This window comes from Streptomyces sp. NPDC058000 (assembly GCF_042886435.1).
Taxonomy (GTDB): Bacteria; Actinomycetota; Actinomycetes; order Streptomycetales; family Streptomycetaceae; genus Streptomyces.
Genome location: NZ_JBHVQS010000010.1, coordinates 31,284 through 51,029 on the forward strand (window position 1 = coordinate 31,284; position 19,746 = coordinate 51,029).

21 protein-coding genes and 1 pseudogene are annotated in these 19,746 nt (G+C 69.1%); 12 read left to right on the top strand and 10 right to left on the bottom strand.

The features are described 5' to 3' along the window. The first annotated feature begins 598 nt into the window (after positions 1 to 598). Both ACFVT2_RS12995 and ACFVT2_RS13000 read left to right on the top strand, forming a co-directional pair. Entirely contained in the window at positions 599 to 1,441 is an 843-nt protein-coding gene (locus tag ACFVT2_RS12995; protein WP_390016079.1) for an IS5 family transposase, read from the top strand. Then, positions 1,438 to 1,914 (top strand): hypothetical protein, encoded by a 477-nt coding sequence (locus ACFVT2_RS13000; RefSeq protein ID WP_390016082.1) that lies wholly within the window; start codon positions 1,438 to 1,440, stop codon positions 1,912 to 1,914. Before ACFVT2_RS12995 ends, ACFVT2_RS13000 begins: the two co-directional genes overlap by 4 nt. Before the next feature lie 82 nt (positions 1,915 to 1,996). Here ACFVT2_RS13000 and ACFVT2_RS13005 read toward each other — a convergent pair whose 3' ends face one another. Both ACFVT2_RS13005 and ACFVT2_RS13010 read right to left on the bottom strand, forming a co-directional pair. Next, entirely contained in the window at positions 1,997 to 2,377 is a 381-nt protein-coding gene (locus ACFVT2_RS13005) for a peptidase inhibitor family I36 protein (protein WP_390016084.1), read from the bottom strand. A gap of 276 nt (positions 2,378 to 2,653) precedes the next feature. Next, positions 2,654 to 3,718, bottom strand: coding sequence for a serine hydrolase domain-containing protein (locus ACFVT2_RS13010; RefSeq protein WP_390016472.1), 1,065 nt, complete (start codon positions 3,716 to 3,718; stop codon positions 2,654 to 2,656). Between the two features lie 446 nt (positions 3,719 to 4,164). On the opposite strand from ACFVT2_RS13010, the gene ACFVT2_RS13015 reads away from it, so the two are divergent. Then, positions 4,165 to 4,929 carry a hypothetical protein gene (locus ACFVT2_RS13015; protein WP_390016087.1) on the top strand — a complete coding sequence of 255 codons (765 nt, stop codon included), beginning with the start codon at positions 4,165 to 4,167 and terminating at the stop codon, positions 4,927 to 4,929. A 245-nt stretch (positions 4,930 to 5,174) separates the two neighbouring features. Beyond that, positions 5,175 to 6,719 (top strand): tyrosinase family protein, encoded by a 1,545-nt coding sequence (locus tag ACFVT2_RS13020; protein WP_390016090.1) that lies wholly within the window; start codon positions 5,175 to 5,177, stop codon positions 6,717 to 6,719. 137 nt (positions 6,720 to 6,856) lie between these two features. Here ACFVT2_RS13020 and ACFVT2_RS13025 read toward each other — a convergent pair whose 3' ends face one another. Continuing rightward, positions 6,857 to 7,732: a virginiamycin B lyase gene (locus tag ACFVT2_RS13025; RefSeq protein WP_390016474.1), complete on the bottom strand. Its 876-nt coding sequence runs from the start codon at positions 7,730 to 7,732 to the stop codon at positions 6,857 to 6,859. 57 nt (positions 7,733 to 7,789) lie between these two features. Beyond that, positions 7,790 to 8,425, bottom strand: a pseudogene (locus ACFVT2_RS13030) (alpha/beta hydrolase); the annotation flags it as partial. Positions 8,426 to 9,237: 812 nt separating this feature from the next. Here ACFVT2_RS13030 and ACFVT2_RS13035 point away from each other — a divergent pair. The 7 genes from ACFVT2_RS13035 to ACFVT2_RS13065 all read left to right on the top strand — a co-directional run bounded on the left by ACFVT2_RS13035 (position 9,238) and on the right by ACFVT2_RS13065 (position 13,559). Beyond that, on the top strand, positions 9,238 to 9,594 hold the full coding sequence (locus tag ACFVT2_RS13035) for a hypothetical protein (protein ID WP_390016092.1): 357 nt from the start codon (positions 9,238 to 9,240) through the stop codon (positions 9,592 to 9,594). Positions 9,595 to 9,672: 78 nt separating this feature from the next. Then, a complete protein-coding gene (locus ACFVT2_RS13040; RefSeq protein ID WP_390016095.1) occupies positions 9,673 to 10,062 on the top strand; it encodes a nuclear transport factor 2 family protein in 390 nt (129 codons plus the stop codon). Positions 10,063 to 10,636: 574 nt separating this feature from the next. Then, on the top strand, positions 10,637 to 10,831 hold the full coding sequence (locus ACFVT2_RS13045; RefSeq protein WP_390016098.1) for a hypothetical protein: 195 nt from the start codon (positions 10,637 to 10,639) through the stop codon (positions 10,829 to 10,831). A 387-nt stretch (positions 10,832 to 11,218) separates the two neighbouring features. Beyond that, complete coding sequence (locus tag ACFVT2_RS13050; RefSeq protein WP_390016101.1) at positions 11,219 to 11,776, top strand: methylated-DNA--[protein]-cysteine S-methyltransferase; 558 nt, start codon at positions 11,219 to 11,221, stop codon at positions 11,774 to 11,776. 29 nt (positions 11,777 to 11,805) lie between these two features. Then, positions 11,806 to 12,369, top strand: a complete 564-nt coding sequence (locus ACFVT2_RS13055) for a hypothetical protein (RefSeq protein ID WP_390016104.1) — start codon at positions 11,806 to 11,808, stop codon at positions 12,367 to 12,369. A gap of 216 nt (positions 12,370 to 12,585) precedes the next feature. Continuing rightward, the gene (locus ACFVT2_RS13060) at positions 12,586 to 13,338 is read left to right on the top strand and encodes an alpha-ketoglutarate-dependent dioxygenase AlkB family protein (protein WP_390016106.1); all 753 of its coding nucleotides are present in this window, start codon (positions 12,586 to 12,588) and stop codon (positions 13,336 to 13,338) included. Beyond that, a complete protein-coding gene (locus ACFVT2_RS13065; RefSeq protein WP_390016477.1) occupies positions 13,335 to 13,559 on the top strand; it encodes a DUF2277 domain-containing protein in 225 nt (74 codons plus the stop codon). Before ACFVT2_RS13060 ends, ACFVT2_RS13065 begins: the two co-directional genes overlap by 4 nt. 43 nt (positions 13,560 to 13,602) lie before the next feature. On the opposite strand, the gene ACFVT2_RS13070 is transcribed toward ACFVT2_RS13065, so the two are convergent. Next, entirely contained in the window at positions 13,603 to 14,418 is an 816-nt protein-coding gene (locus ACFVT2_RS13070; RefSeq protein WP_390016108.1) for an endonuclease/exonuclease/phosphatase family protein, read from the bottom strand. A 548-nt stretch (positions 14,419 to 14,966) separates the two neighbouring features. Further along, positions 14,967 to 15,557, bottom strand: coding sequence for a flavin reductase family protein (locus tag ACFVT2_RS13075; protein ID WP_390016110.1), 591 nt, complete (start codon positions 15,555 to 15,557; stop codon positions 14,967 to 14,969). Here ACFVT2_RS13075 and ACFVT2_RS13080 point away from each other — a divergent pair. Continuing rightward, complete coding sequence (locus ACFVT2_RS13080; protein ID WP_390016113.1) at positions 15,450 to 16,757, top strand: recombinase family protein; 1,308 nt, start codon at positions 15,450 to 15,452, stop codon at positions 16,755 to 16,757. The genes ACFVT2_RS13075 and ACFVT2_RS13080 overlap by 108 nt on opposite strands. Before the next feature lie 298 nt (positions 16,758 to 17,055). Here ACFVT2_RS13080 and ACFVT2_RS13085 read toward each other — a convergent pair whose 3' ends face one another. The 4 genes from ACFVT2_RS13085 to ACFVT2_RS13100 all read right to left on the bottom strand — a co-directional run bounded on the left by ACFVT2_RS13085 (position 17,056) and on the right by ACFVT2_RS13100 (position 19,609). Further along, positions 17,056 to 17,628, bottom strand: a complete 573-nt coding sequence (locus ACFVT2_RS13085) for a GNAT family N-acetyltransferase (protein WP_390016479.1) — start codon at positions 17,626 to 17,628, stop codon at positions 17,056 to 17,058. After that, positions 17,625 to 18,068, bottom strand: a complete 444-nt coding sequence (locus ACFVT2_RS13090) for a heme-binding protein (protein WP_390016116.1) — start codon at positions 18,066 to 18,068, stop codon at positions 17,625 to 17,627. The genes ACFVT2_RS13085 and ACFVT2_RS13090 overlap by 4 nt, the downstream gene beginning before the upstream one ends. A gap of 78 nt (positions 18,069 to 18,146) precedes the next feature. Beyond that, positions 18,147 to 18,467, bottom strand: coding sequence for an NIPSNAP family protein (locus ACFVT2_RS13095; protein WP_390016119.1), 321 nt, complete (start codon positions 18,465 to 18,467; stop codon positions 18,147 to 18,149). 179 nt (positions 18,468 to 18,646) lie between these two features. Further along, complete coding sequence (locus tag ACFVT2_RS13100) at positions 18,647 to 19,609, bottom strand: NADP-dependent oxidoreductase (RefSeq protein ID WP_390016121.1); 963 nt, start codon at positions 19,607 to 19,609, stop codon at positions 18,647 to 18,649. Between the last annotated feature and the right edge of the window lie 137 nt (positions 19,610 to 19,746).

Sequence of the window (19,746 nt, forward strand, 5' to 3'; positions counted from 1 at the left end):
CCAGAGCCCCCGGGCGGCCCCAACCCACCCCCCCCTGGGGCGCCCCCCCCGCTCCCCCCCGGCGCCGCCCCCCCCGGGGGCCCCCCCCCCCCCCGGGGGGCGCCCCACCGGCTTCCATCGCCGAGAGGTGCGAGCTGCGGCGGCAGGTTTGCGCAGCCATTCCCGAGAGGGTTCCCCGCCAAGGAAGCGCAGCGGCCCCCTGGGGCAGGTACGAACAGTGACATCATTGTCACGGAGCGGCCCCAGTGCTGGTCAGCCAGGAGCCCGTCTGTGACGCGATGCTCCGGGGGCTCAATCCGCCCAAACGGGGGCGCTGCGAGGGGAGGGGGCTGGATGCGGCAGGCGGGTGTGCTCGATGTCGGCTGCCACAGCGCTTATCTCACTGTGGTGCGGTGGCGACCAGGTGCCCCGTTGGAGCCCGTCTTCTCGCACAAGGTGCGGCTGAGACTGCACAAGGCACTGGACGAGAAGGGGCGCCTGAGAAGGGCCGGCGTTGAGAGCGTGTTCTGCGAGAGTTCGGCGATTCTCGTCGTGTTTGTGAGCGGGTTGTCCGATTCCGGGCTTCACGGCCGACGGAGGGTGCGGTCTGCTGGGAGGCGTGGGCGGACGTCAGCCGTACCCGAGTGATCTGCCGGATGAGGCATGGGAGTTGATCCGGCCGGTCATTACGGCGTGGAAGGCGAGGGATCCCTCGGTCAGCGGGCACGAGGGCCAGTACGAGATGCGGGAGATCGTCAACACGATCCTCTACCAGGCCCGCACCGGCTGCCAGTGGCGCTACCTGCCGCCGAAGAGCGCGGTGTACTACTACTTCGCCCTGTGGCGCGACGACGGCACCACCGAGACCATCCACGACCTGCTGCGCTGGCAGGCCCGCGAAATGCGCAAGCGGCACGAGGACCCCACCGGCGTCGTCCTGGACTCCCAGACCGTGCGGGCCTCGGCGAACGCACCGAAGGACACGACCGGGCTGGATCCGGGCAAGAAGAGCCCGGGCCGCAAGCGGGGCATCGCCACCGACGTCCTCGGCCTGATCATCGCGGTGGTCGTGACCGCCACGAGCGTGCACGACAACGCGATCGGGATCGCTCTGCTGGACAAGGTCGCCGCCGCGGCACCCACGGTGACGAAGCGCTGGGTGGATGCCGGGTTCAAGCAGGCCGTGGTCGAACACGGAGCCGACCTCGGCAACGACGTGGAGATCGTCCAACGTGAGCCAGGGGCAAGAGGGTTCACCCCGGAACCGAAGCGGTGGGTGGTGGAGCAGACGTTCGGCACCCTCATGCTCCACCGCAGACTCGTGCGGGACTACGAGACACTGCCGGCCAGCTCGGTGGCGATGATCCACTGGTCCATGACCGACGTCATGCTCCGCCGCCTCACCCGCACCGCCACCCCGACCTGGCGCGATGCACCCCAGGCGAGCGGGAGCGGGCGGTGAGACAGCTCCTGGACAAGATCGAGACCCGGCAGCAACTGGTGCGCGAGACCATCGAACGACTGCGCGCGCAGCTCACCGAGCTCACCGAGCAACTCGCCACTGCCGAGCACACCTTGGAGCGGCTGGAGATCACCCGCGAGACCGTCCTGGAACTGGCCACCGAGGACGGCACCCCTGCCCCTGAGTCGCTGCCGCCCGGCTACCGCGACATCCTGACTCTCTTCGAGCAGAACGGGGACGGGCTCCGCGCCAAGGACGTCTGCCACACGCTCGGCCTCGGCATCGAGCCGCGGCACACCGAGGGCATGAGGGCCAAGCTGAAACGCCTGGTCAACCGCGACCTCCTCACCGAGCCCGAACCCCGGCCTGTTCACCCTGACCCAGTCGGCACCGGCCGCCCCAGAGACCAACTCAATCTGAAATCAGACGAACACCCACAGAACACCCTCTCAGTCCCGCGTCATCGCTACTGACGTAGCGACAACACAAGTCAACCCGGCTCAGGCCGACTCAGGCCGACTCAATCCAACGCAACACAACTCAACACAACGCCCACTACTGCGGCTTGAAGGACCGGATCTGGTAGTTGCCCTGTAGGTTGCCGCCCGATCCGGCCCGGGTGGATCCGACCCGGCCGTGGTAGTTGGTCTGTGTGTAGTACTGCACCCGGTGGCCGGTCCCGTTCCACACGGAGCGCACCCGTTGGCCCCGCCGGATGAAGGAACAGTCATCGGCGGTGTTCGCCTTGCTGCGCTGCGACCACTGGCAACGGGTGCCGCCACCGTTCCAGTTGCTGTAGATGCAGAAGTAGCCGGGGGTGCAGCGGTAGGACGCCCGGTGGGTGGGCGCCGCGTGGGCGGCGGTTGCGGTGGGCGCGAGGCCGAACACGACCGCCAGGGCGGCCGAAGCGACGGCGAACGCACGCATACGACGCATGGCAATGCTCCTTGGTGTAGGCGGGATGGGGCCGTTGCCGCCGGCGACGCCGGACAGCCAGTCAAGGCACCGTCGTCAGTATCAGTCGGAGCCTCGGGCACCCGTCGGCGTTTCTCCGGACTCACAGCCCGTCATTGAGGCACGGCGGCGCACAGGCCGGTTGCGCCCCGGCGCCTGCGCCCTGATGTGCCTCCGCACGCCCGCCGACGGTCCGCCCCCGGCGCCACCTACGCTGGACGGGCAGCACACCCGCCGCCCCGTCACCCCGTCACCCCGTCACCCTGGTCGCACGGCCGCCGAGACCTCGGCGATCAGGGTCGCCACGTCGGCGCCCCAGCGGGAGCTGATGACGAGGTCGCGGGCCGGGTCGACCCACAGCAGGTGGCTGCCGCCGTTTCCCCGCGCACAGCGTCCGGTCGTCGGGGCCGTGGGCCAGACCGTCCGGTCGTCGTTCAACCACCATGACAGCCCGTAGTTCGGCTTGACACGGCAGGGGGTCCACAGGGCGTCGATCCAACGGCGGGAGATGACTTGGCGGTCTGCGTGGCGTCCACCTCGCAGGCAGAGGTGGCCGACCCGGGCGAAGTCGAGGGCGCTGATCCACAGGCCGCCGCCCCAGTGCGCCCCGCCGGAGACGACCGGTACCCGGCCGCCGTCGAGTTCGGCGTAGGAGGCGCGGTAGCCGTGCCACGACCAGGAGGAGGAGCTTCCGATCGGGTCCAGCACACGGGTGCGCAGGACGTCCGGGAGGGAGCGCCCGAACAGGACGGTGAGCGCCAGAGCGGTGAGGTTGACCCGAACGTCGTTGTAGGCCCACCCCTCCCCCGGCGGCCCGCCCGGTGACTCCGTCCCCTCGCGGGTGCTCTGTGCGTCAACGCGCGTGGGTTTTCCCCACAGCGCCCCTTCCCACTGGCTCGTCTGGTCCAGCAGGTGCCGCCAGGTGATCCCGCGCCCGTGCGGGTCGGCGAACTGCGGCAGCCGGACGGACCGGTACACCGGCTCGTCCAGCGCCATCACCCCGTCGTCGAAGGCCACCCCCGCCACCAGCGACAGCACGCTCTTGGTGGCGCTGAACGCCATCTCCACGCGGGTCGGGTCGCCCCAGGACGCCACGATCCGGCCCCGGCGGACGATCACACCGCTGGGCCCTCCGCCGTTCAACAGTGGTCCGACCACCTCGCGGTGGGAGGTGTCCGCCACCTGCTCCGCGAGGTACGTCGCCATGTCCTCGACGCCCAACACCGGCCGCCCTGCCTGCCCTCGGACGGCCCGCGCCAAAGCGTCGGCGTCCACCCCCGCCCACGGATCGCCACCCGGAGCCTCGTCCACCTGTGCCTGCATCACGGCCTTCCCCACCTCCACAGTCCGGGCTGTCCAATATCAACTCCCCACCCTAGAACGTGGGATGGCCGCATCAGCGGGAGAGCCTGGTGGTCCGGGCGCCGGGGAGTCGACGGTCGTCCGGTGTCGCGGTCCCCAGGGGAGTCTCCTGCCGGGGCGGGGATGCCTGGCGCACGCCGTCCGGGGTCTGCCGCCCGGCCGTTCCGCCGTCCAGTCGTCCTCGTTCGTTCGCCCCGGCGCCACCACGCCCTCGCCGGAACACCGCACGGGAACGAACGGGAGTGACTGGCCGGGCCCTGGACCGGCAGGACGGCAGGCGGCAGGCGGCAGGCGGCAGGCGGCACAACCATCTTCAACCATTCACCCGAATGGCGGCCCCGAGATGTCTGCGAAAGCACCCGAGTGGCGTACTGGCAGGAGCAGCTGCCAGCAGGAGGGAGACCGCTGTGAACTGGACGATGGCGGCAGGTACGGCTTCCAGCACACCACTGGCCATCGCGCCACTCGGGTTCAAGCCCGAGGCATATGTGGGGTTATTCCTGATCATCTGCGGCACTCTGGCGGGTGCCTGGTCGGCGCGGCGCTGGCGGCGCCATGGCACGGTGCTCCTGCCGGCGGCCTGCGGGGTGCTGCTGGCGCTGGCGGTGATCGACATCCTGCCGCGCGCGATCGATGACGCCGGGGAGTCCGGGCTGCCTGGATGGGCGGTGCCGGTCTCCGCCGTCGCCGGATTCACCGTGCTTCCCGGGTGCGGTGTCCTCCTGGCCCGATGCGGCGGGCGCGGGCAGTCCTACGGCAACGGGACCGCCGCCGCCCTCGTACTCCACCGGGTCGTCGAAGGCATGACGGTGGCGCTGTTGCCGACCTTCCCGGTCGTCGCCGCGTTGGCGCTGCACTCCGGCAGCGAGGGCCTGGCCCTGACCACCATGTTGGAGACCGACGGTCGCCGCCGGTTGTTCCCCTGGCTGGTGTTGGCCTGTCTGAGCCCGCTGCTGGGCGGGCTGGTCACCGAGGTCGCCCCACTGCCGGACGGTGTGCACGCCGTACTGATGGCCGTCGTCGCCGGCGTCCTGCTGCACGGTGCGGTGGCCGGCCTGGCCTTGCTCAGACGTCGGTCCGCGACGCCACAACGGACCGTCTGGCGGCTTGCCTGCCTGGCCATGGGTTCGGCGCTGGCCGTCACGACGATGGCCGTCATGGTCCTGCACTGACGGCACGGATCGGGTCCCCAGACAGGCACGCGGGCCGCCCCTCGTAGAGCGTCCGCCCCGACGCGCGTAACTCCACAGGTCCCACCCTCCCCGGTCCGGTCCGGCTCACCACGGACGTGCGTCGGACACCTGCCACAACCACCAGTTCCACAACCACGAGCACCAACCACCAGTTCCACAAGCACGAGCACGAACGCAACCACGAACACAACCACGCGCACAACGACAGGAATTGGAGCGTTCCCGTGAACGACGACATGAACGCCAACACGAACGCCAACCCGACCTACCGCATGCGTCGCGACGTCTCGACGATGGCGAGCGACCCGGAGAACTGGCACCCGGACATCCTCTGGTACGCCTACGCCGTCGGGGCCATGATGAACGGCTACGACGAGGACCCCCGCAGTTGGCGCTGGCAGGCGAACGTCCACGGTTCCGGCAGCCCGAACCCCGACGCACCGCCCGTCGGCGGCGGGAACCCGGAGTGGAACCAGTGTCCGCACGGCGGGTGGTTCTTCCTGCCGTGGCACCGCGCGTACCTGTACTACTTCGAGCAGATCGTGGGCCAGGTGGTCAAGAAACTGGGTGGCCCGGACAACTGGGCACTGCCGTACTGGAACTACACCCGGGTGGCGAACAACGACCCGGCGAGCAAGGAGTCGATGGAGTTCCGCAGGCTTCCGGCAGCGTTCCGGCAGCCCAGGATCCCGGATCTGATCCAGCACACCGGCGGGCCGAAGCAGTACATCGACAACCCGCTGTACGACTGCATCAAGCGGAGCGAGGGGGCCAGCAAGGGCTACGCCGTGGCCTGGGAACTGGTCGACCCGACCATGGCCATGGGGGCCAAGGTGTTCCCAGGGGTGCTCCCGAAGTACTTCGGCAGCAAGGACACGGGAACGCAACTTCCGCATGACGAAGCGGACTTCGGCGCCCTGGAATCGATCCCGCACAACAAGATCCACCTGTTCGTGGGTGGCTGGATGGGCATCTTCGTCTCGCCCCGCGACCCGATCTTCTGGCTGCACCACGCCAACATCGACCGGCTGTGGCCGGCCTGGCTCGCCCGCGGCGACGGCCGCAAGAACCCCGAGAGCACGGACTGGCTCGACAAGCCCCTCACCTTCCGCGACAAGGACGGCAACAAGGCCAGCAAGCGGGCCCGGGACATGCTCACCACCGAGCAACTCGGCTACCAGTACGACTCGTTGGAGGTCTGGACCAAACCGACGGTCGGCGTCCAGCGTCGCAGTCTGCAACTGACGGCCGCCGTGCCGGGGAACCCTGACCGGGTGCTCTGCCGCGCGGAGACGGGCGCGGTACTGGGCCCGCAGCCGCAGGCCGTGCCCTTGGAGGCCGAATTCAGCGCGATCGACACCCTCAGCACCGCCGCGCGCAGCGACACCCCGCAGCGGGTCCTCCTCACCATCGGCGACGTACGTGCCGACGAGTCGCCCGGGACCACGTACCGGGTGCTGCTCGGCGCCAACGAACAGGACACCGATCTTGGTCCGGACAGCCCCTACTTCGTCGGGTACATCGACTTCTTCGGCGCGGTCGGCGGCGACATCCACCACCACGGCGGCACCGGCCTGACGTTCCGCTTCGACGTCACAGACCAACTGGCCCACCTGCGCGAGGAGGGCAGGTGGGACGGCAGCAGCGTCCCGCCGGTCGTGCTGGCTCCCGTGCCGCTGGAACCCTCCAGTGAGGACGTGAGCCTGCCCACGGTCCCGCCGGCCAGCTCCCGTCCGCGGTACGGCAGTGTGCACCTCAGCGCCACCTGAGAGGGGTTGACCGACTGGCCCCGGTGACGACGGCCAGAACTCCGGGGCAGAAGGGAACGGCGGCAGCCAACGGTGGTCGAGAGGCCACCGGCGGCTGCCGCTCGTGCCTGGAGCCGCAGTCACGCCAGGGACACCGGCTACCCGATGTGCACCGCAACCCTGGCCAGGGAACCGGTCTCCAGGGCGCACCACAGTGCACCGCGGTGTTGGACGATGCCGTGCGGTTCGCAGGCGGGGCGGGGCAGGTCGTAGCCGGTGATCTTGCCGTCGGTGTCGATGCGTCCGATCCGGTTGCCGCCCCACTCCGTGAACCACAGGGCCCCGTCGGGGCCGGTGGTGAGGGCGTGCGGCCGCGCCTGGCGGTCGGGCAGCGGGTACTCGGTGACGGTGCCGTCCACGGTGATGCGGCCGATCTGCCCCGCGCCGATCTCGGTGAACCACAGCGCGCCGTCCGGTCCGGCGGTGATGCCGACGGGGGCGGCGGACGGCGTCGGCAGCGGGTACGCGGTGGTCCGCCCGTCCGTGGTGATCCGGCCGATCGCATGGTCCTGGTTGAGGGTGAACCACAGGGCGCCGTCGGGCCCGGCGGTGAGGGCGGAGGGGAAGGCGCCGGGTGACGGGTACTCGGTGATCTCGCCGTCCATGGTGATCCGGCCGATGCGGTCGGCGCCGGACAGCGTGAACCACATCGCCCCGTCCGGGCCCGCCGCGATACCGAACGGCCCGCCGTCGGCGGTCGGTGGCGCGAACGAGGTGACTTCGCCGTCCATGGTGATCCGGCCGATCCGGTGGCTGCCGTACTCGGTGAACCACAGGGCGCCGTCGGGCCCTTGGGCGAGCACGGTCGGGCCCGCGCCGACCGGGTGGACGGTGATCCGGCCGTCCGCGTCCCGCCGGCCGATCGCACCCTGGTGGACCAGGGTGAACCACAGCGCCCCGTCCGGACCGTCCGCGAGGGCGTACGGCCCGGCCTCCGGACCGCTGACGGTGAACTCCCGGACCGGGTCGGCCAGCCACCGGCCGAGCCGTTCGAGGAGTACCTCGCCGGGCTCGGAGAGGTGGAAGGCGTGCGGCATGTCCTCGTACTCGTCCAGGCGCACGCTCACTCCGGCGGCGTCGGCGGCCTCGGCGAAGCGGCGGGCGTCGTCCAACAGCACCTCGTCGGTGCCGACGGCGACCAGCAGCGGTGGCAATCCGCGCGGATCGCCGTACAGCGGCGACTGCGGCGCCTCCTTCGCGTGGGCGCCGGCCAGGTACTGGCTGGTGATGGCATCGAGGACGGCGTGACTGAGCACGTCCTTACCGTCGTTGGCGGTCAGTGACGCGCCGGTCAGGGCGAAGTCGGTGACCGGCGAGATCACGACCGCGGCGCCGGGTTGCGGGCCCCCGGTCCGCTTGAGCTCCAGCAGGGCGGACAGCACCAGCGTGGCGCCGGCCGACTCGCCGACGAAGACGACCTCGGGAGCGGCGATGCCCTCGGCCAACACGGCCTGCCAGGCGGCGAGCAGGTCCTCCAGCGCCGCGGGGTAGGGGTGGGCGGGCGCCAGGCGGTAGTCCACCCGCAGGGTCGGCCGGCCGGTTGCCTGTGACAGCCGGTAGGCCATGACGCGCTCGGCCTCGGGCATGGTGTGGGCGAATCCACCACCGTGTACGTAGATCACCGCACCGCCCCGGGCGCCCGGCGCGCGGACCCAGTCGCCGTGCACCTCGGCATCGGCCGGGAGCGGGGCGGCGATCAGTGCGCCGGCGCGGTCGCGGGCGGCCTGGGCATGCCCGGGCGCCGCGGGAACAGCAGTGACGTTCAGCAATGGTCCTCCGTCATGGGTGGTGGGCGTCTCGCGAGGTGGGAGGGCCGCGGAGTGTAGGCGTACTGCCGTGAACGCGCCTGCCCCGGGCGGGACTTGGGCATCGGATCGACGCCGAGCACCGTCGCGACTCCCCCAAAGAAATTACGACGGGCATAAATTTACTCCCCGCGCAAGCTGAGCGTCAACATCATTCGGTCGGTCGGAGCAAGGTGCCGTAGCGCCACAGCCAAAGGACCACACACAGCCAGCGAGTGCCACCACATACAGCCGCGCCCCCCTCACCGCTACCCGGTTTGTGGGAAACGGAGTTGCGCACGCCGCACGTCGAGCGGAGGCCGCGTTCCAGGCAAACAGACAAACAGACAAGCGGGCTCAGCACCCGTAACGCGACTGCGGCCACCCGGCAGGTAGCCTGCTGCACCGGCCAGCTCCCGCCGACCTCCGTCTCTACTCTCCACCGTCACACCTGGGGGATCCGCACCATGTCCGCACCGCCGCCCTATCAGAATCAGAACCAACCTCCGCAGCAGCCGTACGGGCATCCGCAACAGCCCTATTCCGGTCCCCCACAGCAGCCCTACGCCGGGCCTCCGCAGCAGCCGTACACCGGGCCTCCCCAGGGGCCGTACACCGGGCCGCCGCAGTCGCCTTACGGTCACCCGCAACAGCAGCCCGCGCCCGTTCAGCGGCAGCAGCCCCAGCGCAGTCCGATGCGCGGGCTGATCACCACGGTGATCCTCCTGGCCATCTTCGGCGGCGGCGCCTGGTACGTGTGGGACTACAACACCAACCCCAACGGCGGCAAGGCCAAGCAGGAGGCCGCACGGGACGCACGGAACGCGGAGCGCAAGACGCACGATCCGCAGGTCGGTGACTGCGTCAAGGTCGACCACCCGACCGGCGAACCGCTGCCGACGATCGTCGACTGCAACTCCCCCGGCGCGCAGTACAAGTTGGGCGAACGACTCTTGGGCGCGGGCAAGAAGTGCGCCTCCTCCTACGACTACAGCATCCAATTCACCAGCAACCGCAGGACCGACTACACCATGTGCTTCACCAAGGTCTGAGCCGTCCCGCCTCCCCGCCGCCACTCGCCCGCCGCGGGTGGCGGCCGCGCGCCTCTCCGTACCCGACATAATGCGCCCATGAATCACACGACCGCACACACGTTCGTCGACTCTTGGGTGACCGCCTGGAATGCACACGACCTGGACGCACTACTGGCGCACTTCACCGACGACGTGACGTTCCGTTCCCCGGTAGCCGCGCAACTGCTCGGCGGCGACGGCGTCATCCGGGGCAAGCAAGCCCTGCGGACCTACTGGGCGGAGGGCCTGCGGCTCATCCCCGACCTGCGGTTCGAGGTGCTCGGCAGCTACGTCGGCGTGGACTGCCTGGTCATCAACTACCGCAACCAGAAGGGCGGCCTGGTCAACGAGGTGCTGGTCTTCGACGGCCCCCTGGTGGCCGAGGGCTACGGCACGTACCTCGGCGCGGACACCAATCCGGCGGGGGCTCGCGACGCGCAGCGCTGAGCGACGTTCCGGCTGACAGCGACCTGACCTGCACCGGGCACCCCCTCCTCACCGCAGCACGATCTTCGCCCGGAGCACCGGCGACCGCGCGCCCTTCACCCGCCACGCCCCGCGCGCCAACTGGTGCCACCCGGCCCCACCGAGCACCGGCTCCACCGCCCCACCCTGCATGAAAACTCGGTGAACTCGCCCTCCGGATCGGCCAGCCCTGCGTCACCTATCGGACCGGCCCCACCGACCACAGCACGACTACGTCCACGTGCCACTCACCCGCTTTGTGCGCCTTTTCACCGAGCCCGTGGCGATGCCGCACCGCAGTTCAGGCGGCCGGTCCTCGGAGGCCGGATCGTATGACGCCCTGTTGACGGTTCGGGGGTGGGCGGACAGGGTGGGGCGAACGCGGAGCGTGTGGAAATGGACACATGCAGGCAGCGAGGGGAGGGCGAGGTGCTGACGGTCTTTGCTGGTCAGCGAGTTGAGGTGGAAACGGGACGATCGGTGGAGAGCACTCGGGGGCTCTATGGCTGAAGCACGCGGGGATGCACTGTCAGTGGCAACCCCTAGCATGTCTCACATGTCCCCAACTCCTTCTTCCCATGCGGGTACGCCCGTTCCTGCCTCCGAGGCCAACGATTCGATCCGGCGTTTTGTCCGCGCCCGGCACGGTCTGGCCTGGACGGCGCAGGACATGGCGGAGTATGCGGTGCTGCTGGAGGTCTGGACGGTGGCGGTGCGCGCCGAGGTCACGGAGGTCGTCGAGGCCGCCTAGTAGGGCACCCACGCACGGACGAGTGCACATGCGCAACGGCCCCGGCATCCCGTCTCCGACGCCCCGTCTCAGACGGGCAGCCGGGGCCTTCCCACAGCCCTGACGGACCTCCGAGCTCCCGCCCGCGAGCATGTCCGATCCGGGCCTACACCGCCGGCTCGCCCCCACGCCCTTCTCATCCTCCACGCCGTGGTTCTCGGCTTCACGCCGCCCGGCCCAGCTCGCCTCGCCACCGCACCGATCGAGCCCTGGCCGGCGTCATCCGACCACCTCACCCCGCTCCCGCGCCCAGCCGGACCACCACGTCCGATTCCCGCCAGTCTCGGCGTCCTCAAACCGGCACACTCAGAGAAACCCCAGCTAACAGCACACTCCCGAGGACGCGCCATGAACACCCAGAGCACCCCCACCGCCACACCCACTCCTGCCACCACCACCTACTGCACCACTCTCGACAGCCCGCTGGGCGAGCTGCTGCTCGTAGGCATGGACTCACCCCTCACGCCCGGCAGTATCGCCCTGGCCTCGGTCTCCATGCCCGGACAGCGCAGCGCACCGACCGTACGGGCACCCTGGCAGCGCGACGCCCGCCCGTTCTCCGAGGCCATCCAGCAGTTGGGGGCCTACTTCGCCGGCCAACTGACCCGCTTCGACCTGGAGTTCCGGACCACTGGTACGGACTTCCAAGAGCGCGTCTGGCAGGCTCTGGACGACGTCCCCTACGGCACCACGACCACGTACGGTCGGCTGGCCGACACCCTCGGCGTACCCCGTACCGAAGTGCGAGCCCTGGGAGCTGCGATCGGGGCGAACCCGCTGCTGCTCGTACGCCCGTGCCACCGAGTGATCGGTGCGGACGGCACCATGCGCGGGTACGCGGCCGGCGTGGAACGCAAAACCGCGCTGCTGACGCACGAAGGCGCCCTCCAGCCCACCCTCATCTGACCGCCGTGCACGACACCCCACCCGCCTCCATGAGAGACCTCTCTCCGACGCCCGCCGGCCACGCGCCCTCTCCTCTCATCCCCCAGCACGAGGCGAACGCATACGGCCCGCTCCCCACCCCCGCCCCGCACACCGACACCGAACTGGCCACCCTGCTGCGTCTCTTGGCCACCCCGACCACCCTCACCATCGGCCACAGCCGGGACGCAGCGTCCGTCACGGCCGCAGCGTCGCTCGCGGAGGCATGGCGAGCAGCCGGCCGGACCGTCCTGGCCCTGGTCGACTGGCCGGAACACGCCGCGTCCTGGCTGCGCCCGGCACAACGCTTCACGGCCGGTCGACCGGACGCCTGGGTGGTCGCCGCCGCACCGCTGGGCTGGGCCCAGATGAGCCGCCGGCTCCGCCACAGCACCGATTGGGAGCCGACCCGCACCTACGGTTTCGCCTCCGTCGGTGACTCCCGCCTCGTCGCTCTCGCCGGGCCGGATGTCCTTCACGGCATGCGCGGCGCCACCGCGGACGGCGGCACCTGGCTCATCGACCGGGGCTGGGTCACTCGGCACACCCCGCATAACGCCCCCGGCAGCCCCTGAGCGCACCACCCTGCACACCCACCACCGGCACACCCTGCGACCCACCCATCACGGACCGACAATCACGGATCGAGATCGACACCCCACCCCATGGCACGCTGAAAGAAGGAGCTCACCGCAACCAGCCGCCACTTCGTCACCCCCGACCCCGCCCGTTCCCTGTCCCCCTCCCTCCCCCTTGCTCCCTCCCACCGCATATAGGCAGGTCACAAGCTCATGAGCACCCCACTCCCCGGCTTCGAGGACGTCGGGCAGCTCCAAGGACCCGATGGACCGAGCAGCCGCAACGGACTCGCCCGCCAGCCCGGGACGGCCGCCGGCCTCGAAGGCCGCACTCGCCGCGAGCTGGCGCCCGGGGCGGTTCACGTCCCCGATTGGCTGTCCCTGGCCGAGCAGCGCGAACTGGTCACCGCCTGCCGGGACTGGGCGCGCGGCCCGGTCCCGATCCGGCACACCAAGCTCCCGCGCGGGGGCGTGATGTCCGTCCAGACCGTGTGCATCGGCTGGCACTGGCAGCCTTACGCGTACCGACGTACCGCCGACGACGTGAACGGTGCCCGGGTCGCCGAATTCCCGGACTGGATGGTCGCGTTGGGCCGCCGCGCGCTGGTCGACGCGTATCAGGACGCCACCGCGGGCGACGATTACACCCCGGACAGCGCGCTGATCAATTTTTACGACAGCGAGGCCAAGCTCGGCATGCACCAGGACAAGGAAGAGCACTCCAGCGCGCCGGTCGTCTCCCTCAGCATCGGTGACACCTGTGTCTTCCGCTTCGGCAATACGGAAACCCGCACCAAGCCGTACACCGACATCGAGCTGGTCTCGGGCGATCTCTTCGTCTTCGGTGGTCCGTCGCGGTTCGTCTACCACGGCGTGCCGAAGGTCTACCCGGGCACCGGCGACTCCGCCACCGGTATGTCCGCCGGCCGCCTCAACATCACCATGCGGGTCACCGGCCTCAGCTGAAGTGGCCCCGCGGGCTTTCCCAGGGGGCAGACTGGACGCATGTGCCGCAGGACATCCGCGCCGCGGCCCTGCAGTACGTCCGCAAGGTCTCCGGATTCCGCGCCCCGGCCGCCCATAACCGCGAGGTGTTCGACCAGACCGTCGACGCCGTCGCGGCAGCCACCCAGGACCTCCTCGACGGCCTTCAGGTCCGCGGTTCCACACCCGCCCGCCGCCAGTAGGACGACTCCGTCGACCGTTACCGAAATCCGGGCCGTAAGCGCCTCACCAGTCGACCAGCGCCTGTACCGGAAGGTGATCGCTCGGGAATTGTCCGCCCATGGAATAGGTATTGATCGACGCGTATCGGGTCCGCACCGCCGGTGAGGTGAGGATCCAGTCGATACGATCCCCGTCCGGCACCAGCGGCCGATATCCGTGGAAGGTCCCGTACTGCGCGCTGCGCCCGTCGGCCGCGTCCCAGCTGTCGACGAGCCTGCCGCCTCCGAGCATGGCCTCGTACACGGGATTCCTGTGCGCCGCGACGTTGAAGTCACCGGTCACGATCCGCGGTAGCGCGGGATCGAGGGCGCCCAACCGATCGTTGATCAGCGCCACAGAACGCTCCCGCGAATACTGCACAGCGTGATCAAGATGCGTGTTCAACACATAGAATTCCCCACGCCCCCGACTTCCTCCACTCTCTTCGCTCCCTCCACTCCCCCCACTCTCTTCGCTTTGTCGAAGATCCCGGAAACGCACCCAGGTAGCCATCCGAATAACGGTGTTTCCCCAGGTCGTCGACCCGATCAGATACGGCGTGTCGGAAAGCCAGAAGTGTTCGCACTCCACGGGGGCGAGGCGTCGCACATCATAGAAAATCGCCGCGAATTCGTCCCGACTTCCGCCGCCGCGTCCGGTTCCCACCCAGCCGTAATGAGGACCGAGATCCGCCGCGATATCACGCAGCTGTCCGTAGAGCCCCTCCTGCGTCCCGAGCAGGTGCGGGGCCTCCCGGCGCAGCAGGTTCCGCATCACCGGTCGGCGTTCGCCCCAGGAATGCGGGCGGGTGTCCGACGCATAGCGCAAGTTGAACGTCATCACCCGCAAGGACCGCCCGCTGTCGTCAGCGACGGCGGCGTCAGCGGCGTACGCGGTCTCACTCCCGTACGCCGCCGCTGCCGCTGCCGCTGCCACAGCAGATCCGGCTACCGCCGTGGCGGCCGCTCCGCGCAACACAGCCCGCCGGCTGAACGCCGTGCCGGAAGCCCGCTCGCGGAAGTCTCCGGAGTCCGCAGATTTCCCGAATTCCCCTGGGGTTTCGCAGGCCCCGGCGGAACCACAAAACGGAGGTAATTCGCGCCCGGGAGCGGCATCATCCCCGCCGGACACATAGTGCCCGGCAAGTGAACCCGGTCCGGATTCCGTCCGTCCAGCAGCCCAACCGTCCACCAGTCACTCCCGACTCGCGACCGCCGATTACCGGCTGCCTTCTTCAGCAGTCGCCCTCGACCGCCCCGGACAACCGTCGCGGACCACGCTCCCGCATCCTCCGAAGCTCCGGAACTCCCCCGAAATGAACTGACGCGAAACCCTCGCCCGCGCCTCCCCGAGCACCGGGTTACTCCCTACCGGCGAGCAGGTCTCGGCTAACGGTCGGCCGCAGGACCCTGCCAGTCCTCGTGCCGGATGCGAGCGAGGTCGCGAACGCCGCTGACCGTCCCCCACTCGTTCTTCCCGAGCCGCGACAGCGGGCGCAGCTTGCTGATCTCCGGGTGCCCGTCGACCAGGACGTCGTCCGAAACCACGGCATGCACGACGCGCCCGAACACCACGGTCCCGTCACCGATCCGCAACGTGCTGTGCAGTTCACACTCCAATGCCACAGGCGAGGCGGCGACCCTCGGCGGCTTCACCCGGAGGCTCGGCTCGGATTCGATCGCGGCCGCCTCGAACTCGCTCACCCCACGCGGAAAGTCCGTAGCCGTGTCATTGATCTGCTCAAAAAGCTCCTCCGGCGTGAAGTTGACCACGAATTCGCCGGTGGCCTCGATGTTCCGCAGGGTGTCCTTGCGGCCGACGGAACTGAATTGCACCACGGGCGGCTTCACGCTGGCGATGCTGAAGAAGGAATGCGGGGCAAGATTCGCCGTCCCCTCCTGGGTCACGGTCGACACCCAGGCGATGGGCCGCGGCACGACCGTGGCAGTCAACAGCTTGTAGAAGTCATTGCGGGGCATCTCGGCAGGATTGAAGTCAACTCGCATGGTGATCAGTATCCATCTGAGGGGGCGCGGATTCTACGGGGGATCCGCGGCATCGCCCAGTCGCGGGGTTCGACGGACAGTGCCCGGTATCGGAGCCATCGAGCACCAGGAGCCGACACCACGCCAGCAACCGCCCTCAGCGCCGCCTGGGAGGACTTCGAAGTCCCCGCACACGCCCGCGGCGGACAGATCACCCTGAACCTCCACGACCACCTGGCCTCGTACGTTCCGAAGCGACCCGGCGCCTATCTCCGCATCTCCTCCGACCGCTTCGGCCTCGAAGCCGGCATCGACCGACAGCTTAAAGACGCCGAAGACGGCCGCACCCGCCTACGCTGGGGCCCCTTCGCGAAGATCTACCGGGAGAACAACACCTCGGCGTTCAAAAAGCGCAAGGTCATCAAGCTCGACGGTTCCATCGACTGGATCGTCCTGCGACCACAGTTTCACCAACTCCTCGCCGACCTCGCACACGGCGTCATCGACGGAGTCACCTTCTACGACCTCGCCCGGCTCGTCCGACAGCCGCGGGACCTCGAAGACCTCATCGACATCGTCGAATACGTCAAACGTCCCGCCACCGGCGCCACCGGAGGCCGCATGAACCTCATCAACGACAGCGACCGCCACATGGCCCGCATGATGTGCGTGATGGCGCTCAAGTCCTCCGAGGACACCGCCCGCCGCGTCGCCCGCCAGCACCTCTCCGCCGCGCAGAACGGACTCACCCAGGGCCCCATCGCCTGCAGCTGGGTCCGCAAAGGCGAGAACAAAGGGCGGCTTGTCTCGGAAGAGGCCGAAGCCGTCGTCCGAATCTTCCAGAAATTCCTGTCGGGTGAATCGGCTTACAGCATCGCCAAGGCATTCGACTCCGAGGGGATCGAGCCTCCTGCCGCCCGCACACGGTCGTCCACGATGCTGTGCAATCCACGCTATACGGGCATGGTCTCCTACGCCGGAAGGCACCGAGTGGAGACTGCCACGGCCGGGGACGGCTGGCCCCTCGTTCTCTTCGACGACGAAGGACGCCCTCTGCTGGGGACATGGGAGCCCCTCGTCACCCCCAAACTCTGGTCACAGGTCCAGTTCGAATGGCAGCACCGCCGCCAGAATGCCGGAATCAAACCCGGCGAATCAGGCACCGCACCAGTCAACAAATACCTTCTCTCCTGAATCCTTCGATGCCACAAATGCCAGCGCGGACTCGTCGGACACAAGTACAAGCAACGCAGGTCAGGAAAAATAATCCGCAACTACATATGCCCCCACCCGATCGAGACGGCTGCGGAGGAACAGCCATCGCGGAACCCACCGCTGACACGGCGGTCGACAGTGACGAATCGCTCGTTTCGTCGCTGGCATCCGCCTCCCACTGTTGGATGCGCTGGGCAGCCAAACACGGTCTCACTGGCCGCATGCCTCAGTCACGAGCAAGCGGCGCGCTCTGCGCTGGGTCACGATGCGGTGAGTGTCATCCGTTGGCCTCCGCGGATCCGTCTGACTCCCGCCATTCGTGATCGAGGATTGAGTACGTGATCGAGTCCCTCCACGCTCCTCGTACGAATACGTGCTCCCGGATGCGGCCTTCCTCCGTCATGCCGGCGCGTAGCAGGGTCTTGGCGGAGGCAGCGTTCAGCGGAGCGCGGGCGGCCCAGACGCGGTGCAGGCCAAGGTGGTTGAAGCCGAGGGCGCACATCAGGTGCACGGTTTCGGTGCCAAGGCCCGCTCCCCAGGTGTCCGGGTGCAGGGCAAAGCCGATGGTGGCGGCCTTTTGGGCGTGCGGGTCGAGTGCCAGGCGGGCGTAGCCCACCAGGCTCGCTTGCTCCTGGCGGGCCACAGCGAGGGCATATTCGGTGCGGGGTTGCTCGCCGGCGGATTGATTGCCCCGAGAAGACCTTCGCCGTATTGGCGAGCGGCTGGTGGAAGTCCCGAAGGCCCCGGGCCTCTGGGAGTTCGGCCGGTCATCACGCCGGTCGGTGCGATGGAGGGCACACGAGGGACGGTGTGCTGGGCGCTGCCCGCTCCGGCGCGGTGGCTGTTTCAGGCCGGGATTGCGAAGCCGAGCGAGCTGAGCGCGGTTTCTGCGGCCTGCTGGTCCTGCTCGTAGCTGCCGCCGGAGATGCCGAGACCGCCGATGACCTTGCCGTCCTCGATCACCGGGTAGCCACCGCCGACGGCCATCAGCCTGGGGTGGTGCATGAGAGGGGCGACCTGGGGGTTGGCGACGTAGGAGTTCCAGACGTGGGTCGCGATGCGGTAGGAGGCTGCCGTCCACGCCTTGTCGACGGCGACCTCGGCAGCCAGGAAGGGTGCGTCGTCGGCACGCTCGAACGCCTTCAAGTGGCCGCCGGCGTCTGCGACCGCGACGGCCACCTCGAACCCGATCTCCTCGGCGGCCGTGCGCACCGCATCGATGAGGGCGGTGGCGGCGGAGAGGGTGATCGAGGCTGCGGGCAGGGACTTCGCTTGCGTTGCGGTATTCATCAGGACCTTCTCTGGTGAGGGGGTTGTTTGTTGGGGTGAGTACCGGTTCTGCGGTGGAGCACGGGGCGGGTCCTGGTGTCAGCGGAGCACGGAAAGTGCTGTCGGGACCGCGCGGGTGATCACGGACTTCTCCGGGATCAGCAGTTGCTGCACGACGGGGCGGATCTCGTCTCGCCAGCGGTCGCTTTCGTAGACGGCGGCATACAGTTCCTCGCGCCGTGCCTCGTCGTCGAACCGACGGATCCAGAGGTAACCGTCCTGGTCCTCCTCGTCGATGAGGGAGGCGGTGACTATCATCCCCTTCGTCGTCTGGAACGGGATGACGACTTCTTCCATGTAGCGGACCCATTCGTCCCGGCGGCCGAGCCGGGTCTGGTAGCGCCGAAGCTCGTAGAACATGGCGGATTCCCTCACATCGTGGGATCGGTGGTGCTCGGTGGCCGGTCTTTGCGGCTGTGTGTGGTGCACCCTGACCGTGTCTGCCCTGCGACCAGGTCGGTGTGGTGGTCGGGTAGCCGGGTCCGACGTGTACCAGTCACCTGCTGCGGCCAGATGGTGTGGGCGGCGAGTGAACCGGGTCAGGAGGCGACGCGCAGGACGAGCTTGCCGCGGGTGCGGTCGCTCTCACCGCGGGTGTGGGCCTGGGCGGCCTGCTCCAGCGGGTAGACCTCCTCGACCTCCACGCTCACCTCGCCGGCGTCGATGAGTTCGGCGATGCGGGTCAGGGCCGGGCCGTCGGGTTCGACCAGGAAGGGACTGGTGCGCAGCCCGCGGGACTGGGCCGCGTGGAGGAGTTCGGGCGAGACGCCGGTGGGGATCGCGACGATCAGTCCGCCGGGGCGCAGCACGTCGAGCGAGCGGATGCTGGTGTTGTCGTGTGCGTCGCCGACGAGGTCGAGGACCACGTCGATGTCCTTGGCGGCGTCCTCGAAGCGGACGGTGGTGTAGTCGACGAGTTCGTCGGCGCCGAGTGCGGTGAGCCAGTCGTGGCGGGGGCTGCTGGCGGTGCCGGTGACGTGGGCGCCCAGGTGCTTGGCGAACTGGACGGCGAAGTGTCCGACGCCTCCGGCGGCGGCGTGGATCAGCACGCGCTGGCCGGGCCGGACGTCGGCGGTGTCCACCAGGACCTGCCAGGCGGTGAGCGCTGCCAGCGGTACGGCGGCGGCCTGCTCGTGGCTGAGGCTCGCAGGCTTGCGGGCGAACTGGCGGGCGGGGGCGGTGACGTACTCGGCGTAGCCGCCGGCCGCGCGGGGGAACCACGGCATCCCGTAGACCTCGTCGCCGGCCTTGAGGGTGGTCACGCCGAAGCCGACCTCCTCCACGACGCCGGAGACGTCCCAGCCCAGGGTGAACGGCGGCTCGCCGAGCACCCCGGCCATGGCGCCGCCGCCCCGGGTCTTCCAGTCGACCGGGTTGATCCCTGCGGCGTGCACCCGTACCAGGACCTCGGTCGGAAGCGGCACGGGCCGAGGCACCTCCTCCACCCGCAGGACGTCCGGGCCGCCGAAGGCATGCTGCACCACCGCGCGCATCGAGGACATGAGTCAACTCCCTTGAATCACATACATGAAACCTGCCGAAATGCCGTGTATCGGCCCTCGGCTCAACGGGGTTGACCGTATCCCCAGGGAGGTAGTTACCATCAAGGGAACCTACTTCCCGATGGGAAGCATGCTGT